This window comes from Microbulbifer sp. MCCC 1A16149, from assembly GCF_050368945.1.
GTDB lineage: Bacteria > Pseudomonadota > Gammaproteobacteria > Pseudomonadales > Cellvibrionaceae > Microbulbifer.
This window is the reverse complement of record NZ_CP185959.1, coordinates 782,889-807,056: the sequence shown is the minus strand read 5'-3', so window position 1 is coordinate 807,056 and position 24,168 is coordinate 782,889. Positions and strand designations below refer to the sequence as shown.

Annotated in this window: 16 protein-coding genes; 6 read left to right on the top strand and 10 right to left on the bottom strand. The window is 57.1% G+C overall.

The annotated features are described in order from the left end of the window. Positions 1-54: 54 nt before the first annotated feature. The 10 genes from ACONT6_RS03325 to dnaX all read right to left on the bottom strand — a co-directional run bounded on the left by ACONT6_RS03325 (position 55) and on the right by dnaX (position 9,063). Positions 55-1,236 carry a vWA domain-containing protein gene (locus ACONT6_RS03325; protein WP_428820404.1) on the bottom strand — a complete coding sequence of 394 codons (1,182 nt, stop codon included), beginning with the start codon at positions 1,234-1,236 and terminating at the stop codon, positions 55-57. 105 nt (positions 1,237-1,341) lie between these two features. Continuing rightward, the gene (locus tag ACONT6_RS03320; RefSeq protein ID WP_428820403.1) at positions 1,342-2,187 is read right to left on the bottom strand and encodes an AAA family ATPase; all 846 of its coding nucleotides are present in this window, start codon (positions 2,185-2,187) and stop codon (positions 1,342-1,344) included. Positions 2,188-2,358: 171 nt separating this feature from the next. Then, positions 2,359-3,039: a YEATS-associated helix-containing protein gene (locus tag ACONT6_RS03315; RefSeq protein WP_078084697.1), complete on the bottom strand. Its 681-nt coding sequence runs from the start codon at positions 3,037-3,039 to the stop codon at positions 2,359-2,361. A 298-nt stretch (positions 3,040-3,337) separates the two neighbouring features. Further along, the gene (locus ACONT6_RS03310) at positions 3,338-3,703 is read right to left on the bottom strand and encodes a hypothetical protein (protein WP_428820402.1); all 366 of its coding nucleotides are present in this window, start codon (positions 3,701-3,703) and stop codon (positions 3,338-3,340) included. Positions 3,704-3,740: 37 nt separating this feature from the next. Beyond that, a complete protein-coding gene (locus ACONT6_RS03305) occupies positions 3,741-4,193 on the bottom strand; it encodes a YcgN family cysteine cluster protein (protein ID WP_428820401.1) in 453 nt (150 codons plus the stop codon). 11 nt (positions 4,194-4,204) lie between these two features. Then, on the bottom strand, positions 4,205-4,495 hold the full coding sequence (locus tag ACONT6_RS03300; protein WP_181254031.1) for a YcgL domain-containing protein: 291 nt from the start codon (positions 4,493-4,495) through the stop codon (positions 4,205-4,207). A 19-nt stretch (positions 4,496-4,514) separates the two neighbouring features. Next, complete coding sequence (rnd, locus tag ACONT6_RS03295; protein WP_428820400.1) at positions 4,515-5,672, bottom strand: ribonuclease D; 1,158 nt, start codon at positions 5,670-5,672, stop codon at positions 4,515-4,517. After that, on the bottom strand, positions 5,672-6,289 hold the full coding sequence (recR, locus tag ACONT6_RS03290; RefSeq protein ID WP_428820399.1) for a recombination mediator RecR: 618 nt from the start codon (positions 6,287-6,289) through the stop codon (positions 5,672-5,674). The genes rnd and recR overlap by 1 nt, the downstream gene beginning before the upstream one ends. A gap of 78 nt (positions 6,290-6,367) precedes the next feature. After that, on the bottom strand, positions 6,368-6,715 hold the full coding sequence (locus ACONT6_RS03285) for a YbaB/EbfC family nucleoid-associated protein (protein WP_078084700.1): 348 nt from the start codon (positions 6,713-6,715) through the stop codon (positions 6,368-6,370). Between the two features lie 86 nt (positions 6,716-6,801). After that, entirely contained in the window at positions 6,802-9,063 is a 2,262-nt protein-coding gene (gene dnaX / locus ACONT6_RS03280; protein ID WP_428820398.1) for a DNA polymerase III subunit gamma/tau, read from the bottom strand. Positions 9,064-9,343: 280 nt separating this feature from the next. Between dnaX and ACONT6_RS03275 the strand changes: the two genes are divergently transcribed. From ACONT6_RS03275 to ACONT6_RS03250, 6 genes are all read left to right on the top strand, one after another. Further along, positions 9,344-9,871 (top strand): RNA polymerase sigma factor, encoded by a 528-nt coding sequence (locus ACONT6_RS03275; protein ID WP_428820397.1) that lies wholly within the window; start codon positions 9,344-9,346, stop codon positions 9,869-9,871. Between the two features lie 490 nt (positions 9,872-10,361). Beyond that, the gene (locus ACONT6_RS03270) at positions 10,362-11,423 is read left to right on the top strand and encodes a FecR family protein (RefSeq protein ID WP_428820396.1); all 1,062 of its coding nucleotides are present in this window, start codon (positions 10,362-10,364) and stop codon (positions 11,421-11,423) included. 137 nt (positions 11,424-11,560) lie between these two features. Continuing rightward, positions 11,561-14,455 (top strand): TonB-dependent receptor, encoded by a 2,895-nt coding sequence (locus tag ACONT6_RS03265; protein WP_428820395.1) that lies wholly within the window; start codon positions 11,561-11,563, stop codon positions 14,453-14,455. Between the two features lie 449 nt (positions 14,456-14,904). Then, positions 14,905-17,685, top strand: a complete 2,781-nt coding sequence (locus ACONT6_RS03260; protein ID WP_428820394.1) for a TonB-dependent receptor plug domain-containing protein — start codon at positions 14,905-14,907, stop codon at positions 17,683-17,685. Positions 17,686-17,980: 295 nt separating this feature from the next. Continuing rightward, complete coding sequence (locus ACONT6_RS03255; RefSeq protein WP_428820393.1) at positions 17,981-20,812, top strand: TonB-dependent receptor domain-containing protein; 2,832 nt, start codon at positions 17,981-17,983, stop codon at positions 20,810-20,812. Between the two features lie 367 nt (positions 20,813-21,179). After that, positions 21,180-24,155 carry a TonB-dependent receptor domain-containing protein gene (locus tag ACONT6_RS03250; RefSeq protein ID WP_428820392.1) on the top strand — a complete coding sequence of 992 codons (2,976 nt, stop codon included), beginning with the start codon at positions 21,180-21,182 and terminating at the stop codon, positions 24,153-24,155. Positions 24,156-24,168 lie beyond the last annotated feature (13 nt).

Below are 24,168 nucleotides of genomic sequence, written 5' to 3'. Positions count from 1 at the left end.
TCGCCACCTTCAATTCCAACGAACTCACTTCGAATAGAAGGATTCGAAGTTTTGTCAGCGCCCTTTCACTAGATAGGCAATCGCCCGATCCAACCCCTCGATAGTCATCGGATACATATGCCCATCCACCAATTTCTGGGTCATGCTGATACTCGAGGTGTACTGCCAATACTCTTCGGAAGTGGGGTTGAGCCATACCAGTTTTTCGTAGGTATTGGTGACGCGCTGCATCCAGGCCGCCCCCGGCTCTTCATTCATGTGTTCAACACTGCCAAAGCGGCTGGTGATTTCATAAGGCGCCATGGATGCATCGCCAACGAAAATCACTTTGTAATCCTTGCCATAGGTACGCAGTACTTCCACCAGCGGCGTGGATTCCGAGTAGCGGCGCTGGTTATCTCTCCACACATGTTCGTACACAAAATTGTGGAAATAAAAATACTCCAGATGCTTGAACTCACTGCGGCAAGCGGAGAAGAGTTCCTCACACTGTTTCACGTACGGGTCCATGGAACCGCCGACATCGAAAAAGATCAGCACCTTCACCGCATTGTGGCGCTCGGGCACCATCTTGATATCCAGCAGGCCGGCGTTGCGGGCGGTGGATTTAATCGTGTTATCCAGATCCAGCTCTTCCGCCGCACCGGAGCGGGCGAATTTGCGCAGTTTGCGCAGGGCAACCTGGATATTACGGGTGCCAAGGCTGAGGCTGTCATCGAGGTTGCGGAACTGGCGTTTCTCCCAAACTTTGGATGCGGACTTGTTGCGACTCTGCCCCCCCACCCGGATGCCACCCGGGTGATAGCCACTGTTGCCGAACGGGCTGGTGCCGCCGGTACCGATCCACTTGTTGCCGCCGCTGTGCTTTTTCTTCTGTTCCTCGAGGCGTTTCTTGAACTCCTCCAGCATCTTCTCCAGCCCACCCATGGACTGGATCTTTGCCTTCTCTTCCTCGCTTAGCTGCTTCATAAACTCCGCGCGCAGCCAGTCCTCCGGAATCATCTGCTCGAGAATATCGTCCATGGATTCCAGGTCTTTAAAGTAGGCGGCGAAGGCGCGGTCGAATTTATCGAAGTGCTTCTCGTCCTTCACCATGCAGGTACGGGCGAGAAAATAGAAATCGTCCAGATTGGCGTAGACCAGCCGCTGCTGCAGGGCTTCCAGCAACGAAAGCAACTCGGTGATGGATACCGGGAGTTCGTAGCGGCGGAGATTCAGGAAAAATCCGATTAGCATTGGGTTTTCCAAAGATTGATGGTGCTACTTTGTAGGAGCCTGCCCTGCAGGCGAACCAACACCGAGCTGTTCGCCTTCACTGCAGGCTCCTACACTGCTGCGTGCTTAGCGGTTTTCTCGGCGCGCCATGAAAGCCAGACGTTCCAGCATATGCACGTCCTGTTCATTCTTCAGCAGCGCACCGTACAACGGTGGTATGGCCGAGGTGGTATCGCGATTCTTCAACACTTCCTCGGAGATATCGTCGGCCATCAGCAGTTTGAGCCAGTCAATCAGCTCGGAAGTAGACGGTTTCTTTTTCAGGCCCGGTACGTCGCGAATCTGGAAGAAGATATCCATGGCTTCCGCAACCAACGTATTTTTGATATCCGGATAGTGCACATCCACAATTTTTTGCATGGTCGTGCGGTCCGGGAAACTGATGTAATGGAAAAAGCAGCGACGCAGAAACGCATCCGGCAGCTCTTTTTCATTATTCGAGGTAATGATCACAATCGGGCGCTGTTTGGCGGTGATGGTTTCACCGGTTTCGTATACATAAAACTGCATACGGTCGATTTCCACCAGCAGGTCGTTGGGGAATTCGATATCCGCCTTGTCGATCTCATCAATCAGCAACACTACGCGTTCGTCGGCCTCAAAGGCCTCCCACAGCTTGCCCTTCTTGATGTAGTTACCGATATCGTGGACCCGGTCCACCCCCAGCTGCGAATCCCGCAGACGCGATACCGCATCGTATTCGTAGAGCCCCTGCTGGGCCTTGGTGGTGGACTTGATATGCCACTGGATCAGCTTCAGCCCGAGGCTGCTGGCCACCTCTTCCGCCAGCAGTGTTTTGCCGGTGCCCGGCTCCCCCTTGATCAACAGCGGGCGCTGCAGAGTGACTGCCGCGTCCACCGCCATCTGAAGATCGTCCGTGGCAACGTAACTGTCGGTTCCGGTGAATTTCATGGCCGCTCCGAATTCCTGTGCTCGAAAAGCACTCATGGTAAAGGATCGGCAAGTTGGCCCCAAAGGCAGATTCGGTCAGATTAAATGACGGCAGCGGCCGCATCCGGACAGAATGCGACCAGCATTGGACTGGCAGTCACAAACTGCCACTGAAGAGGATATGAGTGACGGTCAGGCCACCTGTGCGCGACGGCGGCGCACAACCTGACGCCCCTTGTCGGTGATATACCAGCGGATCCCCAGATGGCTGTGGATTTTCCCCACCATCTCCAGGACCAGCAGACTATTCAGGGCTCGGGCCACGGAATTGGTCTCCATATTGCCTTCCTGCACCATGCCGGCGAGGGAGCGGAACACACAATCGCCATTGTTGAGCAGACTCAACACATGCAGGGCGTTGTCATCCAGCTTGCGAATCTGGTTGAAATCGAGGGTTGGTCCCTGGTCCGGGTCCCCTTCTATTTCGTGCTCCAACAGCGGCATCATTTCCAGCTGCATCGCACGGATTTCCTGTTCCAGGTTCTCCACCCGCGCACGCGCGATGCTGGCATCCCGCAGTTGGCGGCGGGCTGCATTGAACACAAACATGCGCGAAGCAATGGCGGCGAGCAGGCAATAGCCGGTGAAAATCAGAAGACGCGAAGGATCGCCCTGAATTTCAATCAACAGGTCGCTCTGGGTGAACTTGAGGAAAATCGGGACCATCAGGGCACCGCACAATCCCATAATCAGGCAGCGCGCCAGACCAGCGGGATCTTCCTCGGTAAACAGCATCTGGTAGTAGTTGACCAGGCCACCGAGGATACCGGAGACCAGCATAACGGCGGTCAGTATTAGCAGGTGATCGAGCATCCCTGTCCCTTTATCCCATGCACAGTAAACGCCACTTCAGGCACTTCGCAGGCACTTTTGTGTTTTGTCCGTTGTTCTCACGGCTTCCCGGCCGCTTTTGATGTATGCCTCCTGGCCCAGTCAGGAGCCATTCAGCGCCGCACAATCCGGGGGCCCAGAATTGGAAGGGATTGTTGCGGGCTCTAATAGATATAGCAGTTTGCGGGAAAATGCGCGGCCGCAGAACGCAGCAGGGAAAGGAATAGGCGCCAGTTACCGCCGGGGTTGTCTACTGGCGCGGGATCATGGGTATAAACCCTTAGAACTGGTCACTCTCGGTCATGGGGCGATCTTTGCGGCGGCGCACAATCAGGGTAATTATCCCCACGATCAACATGACCGCCAGCGCTCCGCCGGCCGCAAAGACCAGACTGGCCGCCACTTCCGGAGTGGCGCCCTCTTCCTCAAACACGGTTTGATACACAAATAATGGCAGTATCGGAGTCAGCGGACCATCCGGTGAGGTGCCGCGAGCCGGAACCAGTAACACAGTAGCTGCTTCCAGCAACAGTAGGTTGCGCACCCACGACCAGCTCCAGTTACGCATAAACCAAAAGCCTGCGGCCAGCAGGACCACCACGCCGCCGGCATACACTGCCCAGGCTAATTTGAATTCTTCTGCCATTTTTACTTCGCTTTCGTTTTACTGTTATCGGTTGTGTTTATTCGTCGTCCACCCAGATGACGATGTGATCCTCAAAATCATCCGGCTGTACTTCCGCTTCGCTGATCACCTTGTCCTGCACAGAGATACCGGCCTTGTGCACCGAATCCGGGTCGCCGGACACCAGTGGATGCCAAGCGGGCAGCTGCCCACCCTCCGCCAGAATACGGTAGGCACAGGTGCGCGGTAGCCAGGTAAACCCCGCGGCATCTTCCGGTGTCAGCTGGATACAGTCTGGCACCTTCTGTTTGCGGTGCGGATAGTCACTGCATTGACAGCTGTGTGTATCCAGCAGTTTGCAGGAAACACAGGTGGTATGGACCTCACCAGTGTCCTCATCTTCCAGGCGATGCAGACAGCAGCGTCCACAGCCATCACAGAGGGATTCCCACTCTGCCTCGGTCATTTCCGCGAGGGTTTTACGCTGCCAGAAAGGCCGTTGGCTAACCATTGAATGGCAACTCAGCCGCGGGGCAGCTTGCTGTTCTGCGCGGCAATTGCCCGCATTTCATCATCAGACACCGGCGGCATTTGCAGATAGTAGCCCTGATCTTGCACCGCGTGCATGACCTTTTCCACATCCGCGCGAGCGAGTTTGCGCTCGGCGGTCAACAGCATGGTGGTGACATGCACTGGCTTGCCGAACAGTTCCTGCAACTTTTCGGGTACCCGGGCCAGGCCCTCGCGCTTTTCCACGTACAGGTACATCTCTTGTTCGCGCGGACTGCGGTAAATATCACACAGAACTTTCATGGGGTATCACTCGGGGCCATCAGGCTTGTCTCAAGGTGTTTAATGCTTTTAGTAGTGGCTCGCCCACCACCTGACGCCGCCAGCCGCACAGTCGACCTTCCAGCTCGGGCGTGTCTGCCTGCACCAGCGCTTCCAACTCTTTTTTGCGCACCAGGATTTCCGGCGGCAAATCGGCGGCTTCCGCCAATTTGTTAACTTCCTCGCGCAACAATTTAAGAACCTCGCCCTGTGCTCGATTGAGGGGTTGCGGCAAACGCGGCGGCTTGTCTTCACGCTCTCCCGCTGCGGTAATGATCTCGAGCAGGGTTTCGCCGTATTTGCGCAGGGTTTTCCCTTCCAGTCCCGGCTGTGCCAGCGTGGCGAGATATTTGGGCATGGCCTGGGCGAGGCTCATACAGACATTTTCTTTCAACAGATGATTGCGTGGCATATTGCGCGCGCGGGCTTCGCGCTCGCGCCAGGCACACAGGTCCTGCAAAACTGCGAGCTGGTCGGACTTCAGGCGCCAGGCCCCTTTCACCTTGCGGTAATACTCCTCAAAGGGCTCTGGACTGCGGGCGGCCTCGACCACGGCATTGCAGTCTTCCTTCAACCACTCCAGACGATCCTGCTCACGCAGTTTTTTCAGCAGCAGGGCGTACACCAGTGGCAACCAGGCCACATCCAGCGCCGCGTAATTTTTCTGCGATTCGCTGAGCGGTCGCTGCAGCCAGTCGGAGCGGGTTTCGCTCTTCGGCAAATCGATTTGCAGCAGGGCGCTTACGGTGGCGGCATAGCCCAACCCCGAGCGCATACCGCTGATGGCCGCGGCAATCTGGGTATCAAAGATCGGTTCAGGAATGACGCCCAGCAGGCGATCCAGGGTTTCCAGGTCCTCGCTGCAGCTGTGCATGATCTTCACCACGCGGGTATCTACCAGCAAGGCCCGCAGTGGCTCGAGATCTTCAATCGCCAGGTTGTCGATCAGGTAGCAGCGCTTGCCATCCCCCAGCTGCACCAACGCGGGCAGTGGGTAGAAAGTCCGGCTGCGCATAAACTCGGTATCCAGTGCCACTGCGCCCTGGTTGCGCAAGCGCTCGCAGAGTTCCGCCAGCTCAGCAGCGCTGTCGATCCACACCGGGGTGGTGTCCACCAGGTTTTTGTCCTGCACCTGCGGATTTTTGTTCTGCTCTACCATTACAGCACCGTACGACTGTTAAAGGCGTGCGCAAGGGTGCCGCCGTCGATATATTCCAGCTCACCGCCAATGGGCACGCCGTGGGCAATACGACTGACCGCAATACCCTTGGCCCGTGCGCGCTCAGCAATAAACTGCGCGGTCGCCTCGCCCTCCACGGTGGGGTTGGTGGCAATGATCAGCTCATTGATGGCACTGCCTGCCTGCTCACTATCCTGACGCTCGCCGAGACGCTCTCCCAGCACATCCAATCCAATATCCGCAGGGCCCACACCATCGATTGGCGAGAGATGGCCATGCAGCACGAAATAGAGACCGTGATAGTTGCCCGCCTGTTCGATAGCGAGCACATCCGCGGGCGTTTCCACAACACACAACAGCGAGTGATCACGGCGGGTGTTATTGCACAACGCGCAGATTTCCTGCTCGGTCAGCGTGCGGCAGCGGCTGCAACGGCCGACCTTTTCCACCGCCTGCTGCAGCGAGCTGGCCAGCAGGCCAGCGGCATCGCGGTCTTTTTCCAGCAGGTACATGGCCATGCGCTGGGCGGACTTGGGGCCGACACCGGGCAGGCAGCGCAACGCGCGAATCAGGTCTTCAATCAGGGGGCTGAACATATAGTGTGTGTTCGACGATTTCAGAAAATGAAAAAGGGCCCGTTCCGGGCCCCGAAAAATTAAAGGGCTGGCAGTCTATCAACCGAAGGGAAACTTGAATCCTTCGGGCAGGTTCATGCCTGCTGCGAGGCCACCCATCTGCTCTTTCTGCAGCTTTTGCGCGGCCTCTTCCACCCGGCGTACCGTGTCATTGACTGCGGCGGCGAGCAGGTCTTCCAGCATTTCCTTGTCTTCACCGAGCAGACTCTGGTCGATGTTCACATCCACCACATCGTGACGGCCATTCATGGTGACCTTGATCATGCCCGCGCCGGATTCACCGGTTACCCGCAGCTCGGTCAGTTCTTTTTGCATTTTTTCCATGCGTTCCTGCATGTCGGCCTGCATTTTCTGGGCCTGCTGCATCAAGTCGCCCATACCTTTCATCATGGAGTTCACCATTCAATCAATGCGTTAAATCTGGTTTCTTCAGCGGATACGACTCGCGTACCTCACTCTGGGTGTTCCGCCGGCTATCCCCGGTATTCCACCGACTCCGGTACCAGCTGCGCGCCCAGTTCGGACTGCAGTTCCTGGACTAGTGGATCCCGGTTCAGCGCGTCGCGCGCAGACAACAGCTGCGCCTCTCGGGTGGCGGCGATCAGGCGCGCGGGCGTGCCGCCGTGCACCTCTCCCACCTGGATATGCACGGTCACCGGCTGGCCAAAGAAATCTGCCAGCACATCCGCCAGGCGTCGCTGGTGGCCCTCGTCATACAGGCTGCTGGAGGACTGGTCGAGGGTAAAAGACAGTATATTGTCCTGCCGCCCCAGTAACTCCAGGTTCGAGGCAATGGAGTGCAGGATACCGGTCACGCCGATCTGTGGATACATCGCTGGCCAGCTGCCGGGTGACAGCGCATCCAGGCGCGCCGCGGGCACCGGTGCCGCTTCTTCAACCACCGGTTGTGGTGTCTCCACTACCCGAGGGGCGGGCTCAGCCTCAAACGCATTTACCGGCGCAGACTCAACCTGCGCCACTTGCTGACGCAATTGCTCGCGCATTGCCGCGCGCTCGTCGGTAGCCGTGCTCCCCGCATTCTGGGAAGGCTGGTGCGGCGCGGGCTCAGTGGGAACCGGGTCGGCCGCATAATCCTGAGCGGGTGCAGTTTGTCGCGCTTCGGCAACAAAACCATTTGCGGTCGGCTGTTGTCCCCCGGTTGAAAACGGCTCAACCGACGCTGCCGGGTTCTCGACGTGATCAGAGGGGGCCACGGCCTGAGCTGAAGGCTCCACTATTTGCGCTGAAGGCTCCACTACCCGAGCTGAAGGCTCCTCACCCCGCATTGCGGGCTCTGCCACAGTATGCTGCGGCTCCGATTCAGCGTGGGACTTTTTTCCCGGGGCTTCCTGCTGAGGCTCCTGTGCGGGGACAGCCTGCTGCGGAGGTTGAGCCGACACTTGCGGCGCCGGATCTTCCGACCAGGGCGGCGCATCGTCCGCAGCCACCGATTCACTTACGGGAGCCGATTGCGGTACTGCAGCTGCGGGCTCGGGAGCAGCAACTGCCGGCTGGGCTGTCTCTTGCGGGGAAGGCGTAGCTACTGGGACCGCTGCTGACGAAGTGCCTGGCTGCGCGGAAGCTTGGCCCGCGGTCTGCGGTGCTGCCTGATTGGCACCGGCGAGACTTGCAGTGGGAATTTGCGCAACGCCCTGGGGCTTGAACGCGAGCATCCGCAACAGCGCCATTTCAAAGCCGCCACGGGGATCCGGCGCCAGTGGCAGATCGCGCCGCGCCAGCAACGCCATCTGGTAGAACAGCTGTACGTTTTCGCCAGCCATAGAGGCGGCGTGATGGCGCAGCATCTCCGCATCACCGAGGGCATTGTCGATAGCCTCCGGCAAAACCTGGGCGATGGCGATCCGGTGCAGAATGGCTGCCAGCTCTGCCAGAGCAGCGCTGTAATCCGGTGCCTGCTGGGAAAGCTCCTCTACTGCGGCGAACAGGGCCGCAGGATTCTCTTCCGCCAGGGCACGGACGAGCTTCCACACCAGGGTGCTGTCGAGCGTGCCCAGCATGGCGCGCACTTCCGCCTCACTGATCTTGCCGCCACCAAAGGCAATGGCCTGGTCGGTCAGGCTCATGGCGTCGCGCATACTGCCATCCGCGGCGCGGCCCAGATGCCAGAGAGCGCCCTCTTCGAACGGCACCAGCTCTTTTTCCAAAACGAAGCGCAGGTGTTCCACCACGCGCTCCGGACTCATGTTTTTCAGATTGAACTGCAGGCAACGGGACAGCACCGTCACCGGCAATTTCTGCGGATCGGTAGTGGCCAGCAGGAACTTGACGTGGGGCGGCGGCTCCTCGAGGGTTTTCAACAAGGCGTTGAAGGAGCTGTTGGAGAGCATGTGCACCTCGTCGATGAGGTACACCTTGTAGCGCCCTCTCGTCGGCGCGTACTGAACATTCTCCAGCAGCTCACGGGTGTCCTCCACCTTGGTACGGGAGGCCGCATCCACTTCAATGAGATCGACAAAACGGCCATCGGCGATCTCGTTACACACCGAGCACTGCCCACAGGGCTCGGAGCTCACGCCGGTTTCGCAGTTCAGGCACTTGGCCAGGATCCGCGCAATGGTGGTCTTGCCCACCCCCCGGGTACCGGCAAACAGGTAGGCGTGATGCAGGCGATTGTTATCCAGGGCGTTGATCAGGGCTTGAAGCACATGCTCCTGGCCCACCATCTCCCGGAACAGTCGCGGCCGCCATTTACGCGCCAGTACTTGATAACTCATTCGCTCTCCGCACCTTCCGGTGCCATGGTTGTGTAGGTGGATGCCGTCACTGGCATCCGCAAAGTGGGCCATTATACCGGCATCAACGCGCAGGAATAGACACCCGCCAGCAAGGGCCGCTCCCGGGGCAAATACTGTACGGTCAGACCAATTCGGTCATTCCATCGTGTCAAAACGACCACTCGTCGATTGCTATTCAGCTGTGTTATAACTTGTCGGCACCCGCCTTATAACAAACACAACACATGCAACGAGCGCTGTACGGGGATTCCGCTGACTAATGAATAAAGCCCGGAAGACACTTCTGGAGAAGCTGTTTGCCGATCACGGCCAGGCACTGGTGCGGTTTGTCACCCGCATCGTGCGCAGCACCGAAGACGCCGAAGACATTGCCCAGCACGCCTACCTGCGGCTGCAGAAGCTCAGCGACGAGAAAGACCTCGAGAACCCCCGTGCCTATCTGTTCCAGATCGCCAACAACCTGGCGGTGGACCAGCTGCGCCGCGGCAAGCTGCATATCGAATACGTCAGCCAGCAGTTACCCGCGGAAGGTGCGACCGCTACCGACGACGACCACGCATTTCACCAGTCGCCGGAACGGGTGCTCGCTGCCCGGCAACAGCTGCAAGCCATCCACGACGCTATGGACAGCTTGCCCCTCAAATGTCGCCAGGCCTTCCTCCTGCATCGCAGTCGCGGCCTGTCCTATTCCGAAATTGCTCAGGAAATGAACATCTCAGTGAGCAGTGTGGAAAAGTACATTTTGCAGGCCCTGAAAGCCTGCCGCAAAAAAGTCGGAAACTTATAGTCCATACTCCCTTCTATATAAGAGGTCTGCGGTCGGAAACAGACTGGCGGGAGTGCATTGGCCGACAATTCACTCCCCACCGGTAACACTTCCAACGACGACTTTACTCCCTCTCGGTTCGGCAGCTCCTGGATAGGATTTTGCGCCACTGAACAACCATGGCGCACCCAACACAGGGAGTGCACCGCCGTGCAGCAAAAATTTTTAAATTTGTTTGAGGGGGGTGGACGACCATTCGTCTTACTAATGAACAGCGGTATCCAAACGAGAAAATACGGACTCCGCAGGGAATATGTGCTAAATTTTGCAGCGATTTATCGCAAAGATTGCACAACAAATCAGGGATGTTGTTTCGAGCGCCACAAAGTAGCACCATATTGGTGCGATCGGGCAAAAAACGAGGTTCGTAAGTGCCACAAGACATTTACTCCTCGAATGACAACTCTGACAGACAGCTCGATCAGTTATTGGAAAACAAGGTATTAGTGCGGTGAACCCTCAGGAAGTACAAGAAGCAGCAGCGGAAGACAGGCTTGACCAGGCATGTGCCTGGATCGCGCGCCTGCGCTCCGACACGATCAGCTCTGCTGACCGCCGCGCTTTTGCCGCATGGATGTCCGAATCCTCTGCCAATCGCCAGGCTTTCGACGAAATGTCCGAGCTCTGGGGCGACCTGGGTGCCTTGTCTCACCTCCCCCTGGATGAACTCTACCCCGAGAGCGCCCCCAGCGCTGAGCATCGCAGCAGCGATAAGCCCATCACCACTAAAGCGCGCTCAAGCAACACCGACACTACTGGTTGGAACCTGCCCCAATGGCTGATGGGTGGTAGTGCGGTCGCCGCCTGTCTGGGTATTGCCCTGTGGATCGGCAACCAATGGTTGCAGCAGGCGCCGGTACAGCAACAGATGTACACCACCGCCGTGGGTGAAACCCGCACCGTTGCCCTACCTGACGGCTCCGAAGTCAAACTGAATACCAATTCCGAGCTGATCGTCAATTTCAGCCGGGGTGAGCGCCGCACCCAGCTGCTGCGCGGCGAAGCCTTCTTCGATGTAGCCCGCCAGACTTCCCGCCCGTTCACAGTAGAGGCCGGTAGCGCCAATATTCGCGTTCTGGGCACCCAGTTCAATGTGGAGCGCAACCCGGAAAATACCCGGGTGTCCGTTACTGGCGGTGTCGTGGCGGTCAGCGAAGCCCGCGCAGACAGCGGCCTGCAACCCGAATCAGTTAAACTGGTCCGCAACCAGAAAGTAAGTGTCTCCAACAGCGGACTGTCCGATGTCGGGCACACTTCCGCCGATGAAGCCCTGGACTGGACCCGCGGTCAGCTGGTATTCGATGAGACTCCGCTCAGCGAAGCCCTGGAAGAACTCAATCGTTATCTCAAAGTTCCGGCTGCGGCCTCCGCCGCCATCAGCGACAAGCCCCTGTCCGGCACTTTCGAGCTGACCGACCCGGAAACTACGCTCGCAGCCATCGTAACTGCCCTGGACTTGGCACAGGATCAAAGCGATCCGAACCTGACTCTCTTGTCAGCCAAGCCCAACTAAGATATAAATCCCGCCTTGGTGATCGTTCTTTTTTTAGCCAAAAGCTAAGCGATCACCGTCACCGCACTACTAACCAGAAATAATCTGCGGATTCCGGTCACCGATCGTGCCGGACACGTGGGTGGGATAAAAGGTCTTTGAACTTCCGGCACTGGGCAGCACTGTCACTGACTGGATTGTTTGCACTCTCGGAGAGTGCGGCGGCCACCTGCCCGAAATCCGGGGTAACACTCCCGGCCGGCCCTCTTTCCCGTGCACTGATTACACTCGGCCGCGAGTGCCGTGTCTCTCTGGTGGTCCACGCTGCCAACGCTTCCTCCGTATATGTTCCTGGGCAATATCTTGAAACGCCGGACGGCAGCATCGCACCTGCGCTCCACCAGCTTTTGGACAAGACCCCGCTAACATTCACCCACGCTGGCACCAATGCCATTGCCATTGTCGCCCGCAGTGAAGAGACTCCGCAGGAAGCTACCGAACCACCATTATTACCCGCCGAGGAAGTGATCGTAACCGGGCAAAACCTGACCGGCAGCCACTTGCGCCACCTTAAGCTGGATAGCTATGCGCCTATCGATGTTCTGGCACAGCCGGAACTGGAGATTACCGGTGCGCAAACCGTATCCGAGCTGCTCAAATTCCTGCCCGCTGTTTCCGGCAATTCCACCAGCACCTCGGTAACCAATGGAGGCAATGGCACCGCCACTGTCACCCTGCGCGGACTGCCCGCGAGCAACACCCTGGTGCTGATTAACGGCCGCCGTATCGTGAATAACGGCTTCGGGGGCGAAGCCGCGGACCTGAACACCATACCCCTGTCTGCCGTGGACCGTATTGAAGTGCTGAAAGATGGCGCCTCGGCGGTGTACGGATCGGACGCGATCGCCGGCGTGGTCAATATCATTCTGCGCCGGGACTTTGACGGGTTGTCAGTCAATAGCTACTACGGCCAGGCGGAGCGGGGCGATCAGGAAACCCACTCCTATAGTCTGACCTGGGGCGGGGGCAACGAGAACAGCCACCTGATGTTCAGCCTGGCGGATTATCGACAGGGAGAAATCTTGAGCCGCGACCGCGCCCTTTCGGCCTCGGCGGACAACCGCCCTCGCGGCGGCACCGACCTCAGGTCATCGGCTTCACCCCAGGGGTTCATCGGGCTGTCCGACGGCGTGGTGACAAGCACTGCCGATGGATACGAGGCCTGGACCCCGGAAGACCTGTACAACTTTCGCGAGCATACCTCCGCCCTGGTGCCATCGGAGAGACAGTCCGCCTACATCGCCGCCAACCATAGCCTCAGCGATGCCGCGGAAGCCTTTGCAGAAGTCATGGCGATACGCACACGCTCGGAAAACACCATGGCGCCAACGCCGGTATTTACCCGCTTTGACAACGGCGACCTGAGTATCGCGGCCGACAATATCTACAACCCGTTTGGCGAAGAGATTACCGACGTGCGCAAGCGTGTGCTGGAACTCGGACCCAGGATCCAGCACAACGGGACCGATACCTGGCGTCTCAATACCGGGCTAAAGGGGCAGATCGAAGACTGGCAGTGGGAGCTGACCGCCGCATTCCACTACACCCGAGCGAAAGAAGCTTTCAACAACCTGATTGATCCCAACAAGCTATCCGCAGGACTGAAAGGACCCGATACCTGCAACGGGGAAACCGATTGTGTCCCGGTCGACCTACTGGGAACCCCCGGGAGTATTGATCGTGAGCAGCTGGATTTCATTCGCGCGGTAAACCGTGTCAACGGTGCCTCGCGCATGAACTCTCTCACATATGTCGCCGATGGTCCGGTGGGCAGGTATGCCGCTGGCGATATTCTCGCCGCTGCGGGCGTCGAGTTACGCCGCGAGGCAATCGACTTCACATCAACCGATGCTGATGGACTTTCCCTGATCGGCGGGGTTGCCTCAGGCTCTGCGCAGGGCGAACGCATGATCGGCGAGGCGTTTGCGGAGATTTCAGTACCACTGAGGGCGAACACGGTATGGCTTGACGGCGCGATTCGCTATTCCGACTACAGTGACTTTGGTAATACCGCCAATCCCAAACTCGCGCTGCGCTGGCGCCCCTGGCCTTCGCTGCTGGTGCGCACCAGTTACGCCACCGGCTTCAAGGCTCCGACCCTGGTGGATATGAACCAAAAAGGAAGTCAGAGCCAGGAATTTCTTTTTGATCCCTGCACCAACAGCAACGCCGATGCTCTGCCCGGCTGTAACGGCCGCGCGGATCAGGCGCGCATCCAATACCTGACGGAATTTGGCGGCAACCCGGACCTGCAACCCGAAACCTCCGACAACCGATCCATCGGTCTGGTGTGGACACCCGGCGACTTTACCGGCTTTCAGGCCAGCCTGGATCTGTTCGACATCCGCCAGAACGATGTAATCGACACCAATCCCCAGTACCTGATCAATCAGAACGCCATGAGCGGACTGTTCCTTGATCGCGTGCAGCGCGATGCGGAAGGAGACATCACCCGTATTGTCGCCACCCGCCTGAATATCGGTGCCCGGGAAGTGCGCGGTTTCGACACGAGCATGCGCTACCAGCACCAATCTGAGGAACTTGGACTTATTCGCTGGTCCATGAACAGCAGCCATATGGACCGCTACCTGAACCAGCTGGCGCCCGGCAGCCCCGTTGAAGACCTCGCCGGCACCTTCGCCGATTCCGCTAGCGGCGGCGCAGGCTCACTACCCCAGTGGAAAGCGAATACTGGTGTCTACTGGCGACGTGGACGCTGGGAGGGTGGATACACCATTCATTATGTAAGCGGCTTGCGAGAAAACTTTACCCTCAACAATCAATCCGTCACCCGCGACATCGACAGCTGGTCCACCCACGATGTACAGCTGGCATACGATGTGCCTGCTGGATTCCGTTTCGCCGTGGGCGTCGATAACTTTTTCGACGAAGCACCGCCATTCGCAGCCTCGGCATTCAACGATAATTTCGATGCCCGCACCTACGATCTGAGTGGACGTTACTGGTACACCACTTTCAGCTTCAATATGTAAAGCAACAAGCGAAGCAAGCTCTGCCAACTGATTTCACATCTTTCAATTTTTCCCTCTATCCTGTTTCCTGATGTCCCGTTGCGTGTAAAGCAGGGAAACTCTATCTCCCGTTTTTTTCGGGCAGGTGCCCTGTTGTGTTCCCACAGCGCGCTTTATTTCTATGTGTCGCAATAAAAACACACAGAAATGAAATCCCCGGCGACATGCGCAATGTCGCCCAATGATCGCCCCGCAATAAAAGCAGCGCACATGCTGTTCGCCTTTCCCTCCATTTTTGACGCCGCATTTGGCACAAGCGAACCAAAGGCGCAAATTCATTCACAAAATGACTTGAACGAAGAAAAATTGTTCTAGGGTTGATAGCAAGCCTTTGTTGATAGATGTATGCAGTTGTCAGAGAGGGCGCGGCCAAATTCGGCGAACATCACCGGTATCAGGAGAGGTATACCATGGACAAAACCCGTCTTTCTCGGGCAATCAAGGGCGCGATCGCAGCTGCCGCCGTTACATCCAGCTTTTCTACCGTTTCTATTGCTCAGGATGCACAGGCGCAGGTTGAGGAAATTGTTGTAACCGGTTCTCGCATTCAACGTGCGACGGATGCCAATAGCGCCACCCCCATCAGCGTGTTCGATGCTGCGGCACTGGAGCAATCGGGCCAGACAACCCTGGAGGACTTCCTCCAGAACATTCCATCCATGACAGGTGGCCAGCTGGGCTCTTCCGTCAACAACGGTAGTGGCGGCCTTTCTACTGTATCACTGCGCGGTCTCGGTTCGTCGCGCACACTCATACTCATGAACGGGCGTCGCCTCAGCTCATCTGGCGGCGCAACCGGCGTAGTCGATTTGAATACGATCCCCACGTCCATTATCGAGCGTGTGGAAATCCTGCGTGACGGCGCTTCAACCATTTACGGTTCTGACGCCATCGCCGGGGTAATCAACATTATTACCAAGAAAGGGTTTGAAGGTGCGGAGCTAACTGCAGATTACGGTGCTTCCACCCACGGCGATGGTGACGAATACCTGGCTGCAATGACCATTGGTACTGGCAACGACAAAGGTCATGTCATGCTCAACGCGCAATACACCAAGCGCGAAGACATCGGGCAGGGTGAGCGCAACTTTTCCGCATGTCCCCTGCGGGAAATTGGCGGGAACGTGGTTTGTGGCGGTAGTGCCACCACCACCCCGGCTCGATTCTCACCCGCATCCAGTTCCGACCAGCTGATTGTCGATCCGGTCACTGGCGTGGTGCGCCCCTTCAATGCAGCAACTGATGCATACAACTTCGCCCTGGCCAGCTATCTGGTTACGCCGCAAGAGGTCGCTTCCATTTACGGCTACGGCACTTACGAGCTCTACGACTGGAAAGACGTGACCACGTTCAGGGGCTTCAGTGAACTGTCATTTGTGAATCGCCGCTCAGACCAGTTACTGGCTGCGGAAGGTACATTCTGGGGACCGGAAGTACCGGTAACCAACCCCTACAACCCTCTCAATGAACCAGTCAATATTGGACGCCGTCTTGAAGAAACCGGCGGGCGCGCATTTAGCCAGGACCTGAATACCTGGCGCGGTGTGGTAGGTCTTGAGGGTGAATTCTGTAACGAGTGGACCTGGGATCTGTCCTATAACTATTCCCGCTGGGTGGACTCCCAGATCGATCGCGGACGCGGTAATACCGTACGCTTCCAGAACCTGCTCGACCCCGTCGCCTGTGCCGCTGATCCAGAGTGTGCCGCAGCCTTGGCGGACTCTGGCAACGTACCGGCCTGGAACCCCTTTGCCGTAGGCACTCTCACCCCAGCCATGCAGGACTACGCACTGGTTACCAACTCGCCTATTGACCGAGCCTCTCTGCGCAGCGTCCAGGCCAACCTGGTGGGTGACTTTGGCGACTGGGCCCTGACTGGCGAAGCCCCAGCTTGGGCCATAGGGTATGAGAATCGAGCAGAGCGCACCGAGATTATCCCCGATGGCGCTGCTGAGATTGGCCAAATCTACTTTGTGAACGGCGACGCTTGGGGCGGCAACTATAGCGTCGATGAGTTCTACGGCGAGGTTCGGGTACCCGTCCTGGAAGGCCGCCCATGGGCGCAGGTCCTGGCCTTCGAAGCCTCCTTCCGCTATTCGGATTACAGCACCATCGGCGACGATACCACCTTCGGCTTTGTGGCGGAGTACGCTCCACTAGAGGAACTCCGCTTCCGCGGCACCTACTCCGAAGGCTTCCGTGCACCCGGTCTGGACGATCTGTTCCTGACGCCGACTGTCTCCGCCGAAACCTATGCCGACCCCTGTAACGAGTACGGCCCTGGCGACAATCCCAATGTCATCGCCAACTGTATGGCAGATGGTATTGCGCCCGGCACCACGATTGCCTCTACTCAGGCCACAGGCCTGTTCGGCGGCAACCCCGATCTGAAAGCAGAGAAATCCGAAAGCTGGACCCTCGGCATGGTCTGGACACCGTCCTGGACCGATGACATGGGTTTCACGTTGGACTACTTCAACATCAACATCGATGACGCGATTGGTACCTTAACCACCAACACCATCGTTAAAGGATGCTATGAAAGCCCCAACTTCAGCTCGCCGCTGTGTAGCCTGATCACCGGTGCGCCGTCCGTGGGAACCAGCCCGTCTCCCGACGCCCCCACGCGCCGCGCGTCCGACCTGACTATCGCTGGCCAGCTGCTGAACAGCCAGAACGTTGCGACCTTTGAGACCTCCGGTGTGGACCTCGGTTTCGACTACAGCATGGATGCCGGTCCTGGCATTGTAACCGTCAATCTCTCTGCAACTTACCTGCATGAGTGGAAATACCGCGGCAGCTCCGAAGACCCGACCATTGATCTGGCGGGCTACTTCGGCGCAGACCCGGTTACCACCGCGATCGTTGCCTTCCCCGAGTGGAAGTTCTACGGCACCGTGGGTTACGAGTACGATTGCTGGAGCGCCTTCACCACCGTACGTATGCTCGGCGCGGTAGATGACTTCGATCCGGCCCCCGGCGATCTCGCCACCAGAATCGATACCACCTGGTACCAGGATGTGAACTTCAACTACTTCCGCTGGGAGAACATCAAGCTGACCGGCGGTATCCGCAACGTGTGGAACCAGCAGCCCCCCTATGTCACCAACAACGATGACATGAATACCCTGATGAGAAGCTACGACACCGTCGGCCGCTTCTTCTACGGCAGTGTAACCCTGCAGTTCTAATCAGCAGAAATCCTCTCCAAGCCCCGCCAATCTGGCGGGGCTTTTTTATTCTGGCTACTTTTCCACCACGCCAGGTCCAAGCAGCTCGAATTTCAACCAATTCGCACGTAATTGGTGCGGACGTACCTGTCATTACCCCTTTTAAGAAAAAAAGTGATTTTTTTTGGAGGGTTTCCAGTCCTGATCCGTTATCTACTCGTTGGGACAGAAATGGCCACTTGGGGGTAGCCATTTCTATACATCGCCACTAGATGGCAAACCATATAAATCCAACGATCTCAAGAGAGGATTTCCAATGAAAAAGAACCTTCTGTCTGCAGCCGTAAAAGGGGCTCTGGGCCTCACCGCTGCTGCGATTATGGTTCCTTCCATGTCCGCTTACGCACAGGAAGCGGAAGATGTAGCACTGGTGGAAGAAGTTGTTGTTACCGGCTCACGCATTGTTCGCGCCAACCTGGATAGCCCGACAGCAATTACTACTGTTGACTCTGCATCCATCGAATACTCCGGCGAACTGAACAGCGCTGAAATTCTGCGCTCCCTGCCGGCTACCGGTGTTTCTGGCCTGTCCAGCAACAACTCCAACTTTCTGACCTCCGGCGGCGGTATCAACACTGTTGAGCTGCGCAACCTCGGCGAAGACCGCACCCTGGTGCTGGTTAACGGCCGTCGCTACGTATCCGGTGTTGCCGGCTCCTCTGCGGTTGACTGGAACACCATCCCGACCGAACTGATTGAGCGTGTTGAAGTGATCACTGGTGGTGCATCTGCCATCTATGGTTCCGACGCTCTGGCGGGCGTAATCAACGTCATCCTGAAAGACGACTTCGAAGGCGTAAGCATCACCTCTTCTCACGGTGAAACCCTTGAGTACGGCGATGACACTACCGACCGTTTCAATTTCACCGCCGGTGGCAACTTTGACGATGGTAAAGGTAACGCCGTTGTCTCCATGACCTACACCGATGAAGGTGGTGTACTGGCTCGCGATCGTAAAAACACTGCTGTCGACGATCTGTCCTCCATCTACTTTGGCGGCAGCGTTACCGATAGCACCGCACCGTTCTACTCTTCTTACTCCGAGTACGGCCGCTTCGGCATTCCGTCTACTGGCGACCAGTACGTCTATGACAATGAACTGGGCGAAGTTGTAGATTGGGACGGCGATAAATACGGTTTCAACCGTCAGCACTTCCGTCGTTACTCGGTACCGACCGAACGTTTCCTGATCAGCAGCAACCTGAACTACGACCTGAGCGACAACCTCGAAGCGTTCGTTGAAACCACTTTCGCGCGTACCGAGACTCAGACCGAGATCGAGCCCTACCCGCTGGCTTTCGACGACCTGTACATCGATGGCGTTTCCATCGACAACCCCTACGTACCGCAGGAGCTGCGTGACCTGGCCGTAGCCGCGGGCGACGACCACATCCAGTTTGTACGTCGTACCACCGAGCTGGACCAGCGCGGTTCTTTCGCCGAGCGTCAAACCTTCCGTGCACTGGTTGGCCTGCGTGGCGAATACAACGATTGGAACTGGGACACCTTCCTGGGCCAAGGCCAGATGCAGGACAGCCAGCGCGGTACCGGTCAGCTGAACATCTCCAACTTCCGTAACGCTCTGAACGCGGTTGAAGATGCCAATGGCAACATTGTGTGTGCCGATGCGGCTGCTGTTGCCGAAGGTTGTGCTCCGCTGAACCTGTTTGGTAAAGGCGCCATCTCCCAGGAAGCTGCAGACTACGTTTCTGCTCCGTCCGTTCGTGACCAGCGCACCAAGCAGACCATCGCCGGCATTAACGTTAACGGTACCCTCGTAGACCTTCCGGCTGGCCCGCTGAGCCTGGCGACCGGCTGGGAATACCGCGACGAATACGCCGCTGACTTCCCGGACGCCCTGACCCGCACCGGCCAGAATGCTGGTAACAAGGAAGAGCCGACCGAAGGTAGCTACAGCGTCAACGAAATTTACGTTGAGATGGAAGCGCCGGTCCTGGCCGATCTGCCGCTGATCCAATCCCTGAGCGTTGGCGCGGCTTACCGCTACTCTGACTACGACACTATCGGCGCTACCGACGCATACACCGGTCGCGTATCCTGGGTAATCAACGATGAGCTGCGTGTTCGCGGTCAGTACGCTCGTGCGGTACGTGCGCCGAACATCAGCGAACTGTACTCTCCGGGCGGTGAGAACTTCGCGTCTGTCAGCGATCCCTGTAACGGCGTAACTGCCACCACCAGCGGTGTTGTTGCCGATAACTGCCGTAGCATCCCGGCGGTTGCAGACCGTATCGCCGCTGAAGGTGTTTTCGAGCTGACCCAGCCTGAAATTCAGGGCACTGGCGGCTTCACCGGAAAGGGTAACGAAAATCTGTTCACCGAGACCTCCGACAGTTACACCTTCGGTGCGATCTTCGAACACGATTTCGGTAACTTCGGTAGCATCACTACCTCTCTGGACTGGTACAGCATTGAAATCGAAGACCTGATCGACACTGTCGGCCGTCAGACTTCTGTGGATTTCTGCTACAACTCCACCAGCTTCCCGAACAATTTCTGTGACTTCATTGTCCGTGACGGCAGCGGCCCTGCATTCCAGAAGGGTGAGATCACCGAAGTTAACTCCGGCTACATCAACGAAGGCACCCTGACCACTGAAGGTATCGACCTGCAGCTGGGCTGGGGCCGCGACGTTGGTCCAGGTCAGCTGGACGTGAAACTGAACTACGGCCATGTAATGGACTACACCCTGAGCAAGTTCGGCGATGCCGACGAGCTGGTGGGTGAAGTGGGTTACTTCGAAAACCAGTGGCTGGCAACCATCAACTACGCGATGGACCGCTTGGTAGTTCAGTGGGAAACCGCTTACCTGAGCGACGCGTCTCCAGACCTGAGCAGCCCGGACTTCAACTACTCCGTAGGTGAATACGTAACTCACGATCTGTTCGCGAACTACCAGTTCACCGAAAACCTGAGTGCCAACCTCGGTATCAACAACCTGCTGGATGAAGAAGCACCGATCATCCTGTCTGGTGTTCCGGGTAACTCTACCGGTACTGACACCAACGCGTCTGTGTACAACCCGATTGGCCGCAGCGCATACGTAGGTGTTCGCTTCACTTTCTAATTTATAAAAATTATCTTGGTCTTTTTAGGCGGCTCCTTGAGCCGCCTTTTTTATGCCCGCCGCCTAACTTTCTCCATTTCGCCGGACAAACACTTCAACTATTTCCGCCAATTTTCGCAAAAAAGTCACAAATTACACCCCTAGTATAATTGTCACAAAATTATCAATATGCATTTATGAGACAAATGCAAACCATAAAAGCGAACTGGATCACAAAAAAATATAAACATTATCCAATTTATTGAGGAACTTTTTGAATTGGTCGTTAAACCCCTGTTGGGCACGGAGATGTTTATTGGGGTAACCATCTCCAGACTTATCTGAACGACACACTTAAAAGATTCCAAAGATCAAGAGAGGACTTCAAATGAAAAAGAACCTACTGTCTGCAGCAGTAAAAGGCGCATTAGGCCTTACTGCTGTTGCGATTCTGGTTCCCTCCATGCCGGCTTTTGCACAAGAAGGCGCCGACGCTGTAGAAGAGGTTGTAGTTACAGGCTCTCGTATCCAGCGTGACGCAAACGAAACCAGTGTAAGCCCGGTAACTTCTGTAAACGCAGAAGACCTGAAAGCCACCGGTATGGTCCGTGTTGAAGACCTGATCAACGACCTGCCGCAAGTTGCTGCAACCCAAACCGCCGGTCAAGCGAACGGCTCCACCGGTACCGCAACCGTTTCCCTGCGTGGCCTCGGCTCCCAGCGCACCCTGGTGCTGATCGACGGTCGTCGTATGCCTGCCGGTTCTCCGCTGGCTGGCGGCTCTGGTGCTGACCTTAACCAGATCCCGGGTGCCCTGGTAGAGCGCGTTGAAGTTCTGACTGGTGGCTCTTCCGCTACCTACGGTTCTGACGCGATTGCCGGCGTTGTGAACTTCATCATGATGGACGACTTCGAAGGCGTTCGTTTCGATAGCCAGACCAGCGTCTACCAGCACAATAACGACAACGGCGCAATGCAGGACCTGGTTAAGTCCAAAGGTTTTGACGTGGCTGACGGCAGCGTAACCGACGGCGAAACCAATGATTTCTCCATGATCATGGGCGCCAACCTGGATAGCGGCCGCGGTAACGTGACCGCTTATGCCAACTACCGCAAAATTGACCCGGTACTGCAGGCAGACCGCGACTACTCCGGTTGTGCACTGGGCGGTAGCCCCGACAACTTCTCCTGTGGTGGCTCCTCCACTGTACCCTGGGGTCGCTTCACCGACTTCGGCGTAAACTCCGGTGATACCACCGAAAGCTTTGACTACAGCGTAGACGGCACTGGCTTCACAGAGTTTGCCAACCTGTACAACTACGGTCCGCTGAACTACTTCCAGCGCCCGGACGAGCGCTGGACCATGGGTGCTTTCGGTCACTACGACATCAACGAAAATGCCACAGCCTACGCTCAGCTGATGTACGCTGACGACCGCACCGTTGCCCAGATTGCACCTTCCGGTGCTTTCTTCGTAACCAACGACCTGTTCTGTGGCAACCCTTTCCTGTCCGACGAACAGTACGACGCCATCTGTGGCGTTTACGGCCTGGGTAAAGATCAGTTCGTTAGCGATCTGGTTGTTACCAACACCGACGCAACCACCGGCGAAGTTACCACCAACCCGGGTGCTATCTACATTGGCCGTCGTAACGTCGAAGGCGGTCCTCGCCAGGACGATATGCGTCACACCACGTTCCGCGGCGTGTTCGGTATTCGCGGTGACATCAACGAAAACTGGTCTTACGACGTATACGGTCAGTACTCAGAAGTTAGCCTCGAGCAGACTTACCTGAACGACTTGTCTTCCAGCCGTATCGGACGCGCCCTCGACGTGCGTGCTGATGCCGATGGCAACCCGGTGTGTCAGTCCGTTCTGGACGGCTCCGATCCGAACTGTGTGCCTTGGAACATCTTCCAGGAAGGTGGCGTAACTCAGGAAGCTATCGATTACCTGGTTCTGCCGCTGTTTGCTCGCGGTACTACCGATCAGGAAATCGTTTCCGGTTACGTTACTGGCGACCTGACCGACTACGGCGTGAAGCTGCCGACTGCTGACAGCGGCGTTGCCATTGTCGCCGGTCTGGAAAGCCGTCGTGAATCCCTGAACTACTCTCCGGACTCTGGCTTCCAGAACGGTGAAGGTGCAGGCCAGGGCGGCCCGACCCTGCCGGTTGACGGCAAGCTGTCCGTGAAAGAAGTATTCACCGAAACGAGCATTCCGCTGGTTAGCGGCAAGCCCGGTATGGAATACCTCGGCCTGGAACTGGCTTACCGCTATTCCGATTACTCTACCGACGAGCAGACCAACACCTACAAGGTGGCTGCAGACTGGCAACCGATGAACGACCTGCGCGTTCGCGCGAGCTTCCAGTCCGCTACTCGTCACGCCAACATTCGTGAGCTGTACCGCGCACAGTCCATCGGCCTGTTCGACATGACTTACGATCCCTGTGGCTCCCGCACCGATGCCGACGGCAACGTTGTAGGCCCGACCGCTACCCTGGCAGAGTGTCAGAACACCGGCATCACTGCAGCCACTTACGGCGGCGGCATTGATTCCCCGGCTGGTCAGTACAACTACATCGGCGGTGGTAACCCGGAGCTGTCTCCAGAAGAATCCGAAACCGTATCTTTCGGTTTCGTTTACACCCCGGAAATGATCTCCGGTCTGAGCATGAGTGTTGACTACTTCAACATTCAGGTGACCGAAGCGATCGCAGGTATTAGCCCGGAAACCATCCTGAACAAGTGTCTCGAAACTGGCGATGCTCTGTTCTGTGATTCCATCAGCCGTGGTGGCAACGGCAACCTGTGGATTGGCAGTGCGGCCATCTCCGCTACCGACGTCAACATCGGCTTCTTCGAAACCGAAGGTGTCGACATCAACGCCAACTACGGCTTTGAAGTGGGCGAGTTCGGCGGCGTTGACATGAACCTGATCGCTACCTACCTCACCAAGTGGGACCAGCAGGAGTTCGTTGGTCAGCCGGTTGAAGACTGCGTAGGCGTTTGGAACGGCTCCTGTGGCACTCCCACTCCGGAATTCGTAAGCACTCTGCGCGCTACCTGGACTACTCCCTGGAGCGTGAATGTGACTGGTGCATGGCGTCACATCGGTGGTGTTGATGACCTCGGAGCCAACGGTGCAGACTTCGATGCGTTCAACTACTTCGATCTGTCCGGCTCTTGGGCTGCTAGTGACAACATCACTATCCGCAGCGGTATCAACAATGTCTTCGACAAAGAGCCGCCGCTGACTGCAGACGCTGGTCCCAGCATCTACGGTAACGGCAACACCTTCCCGGGCATCTACGACGCTCTGGGCCGGTACGCCTTCCTGGGTATTACCGCGGACTTCTAATTCTTTGAATTAG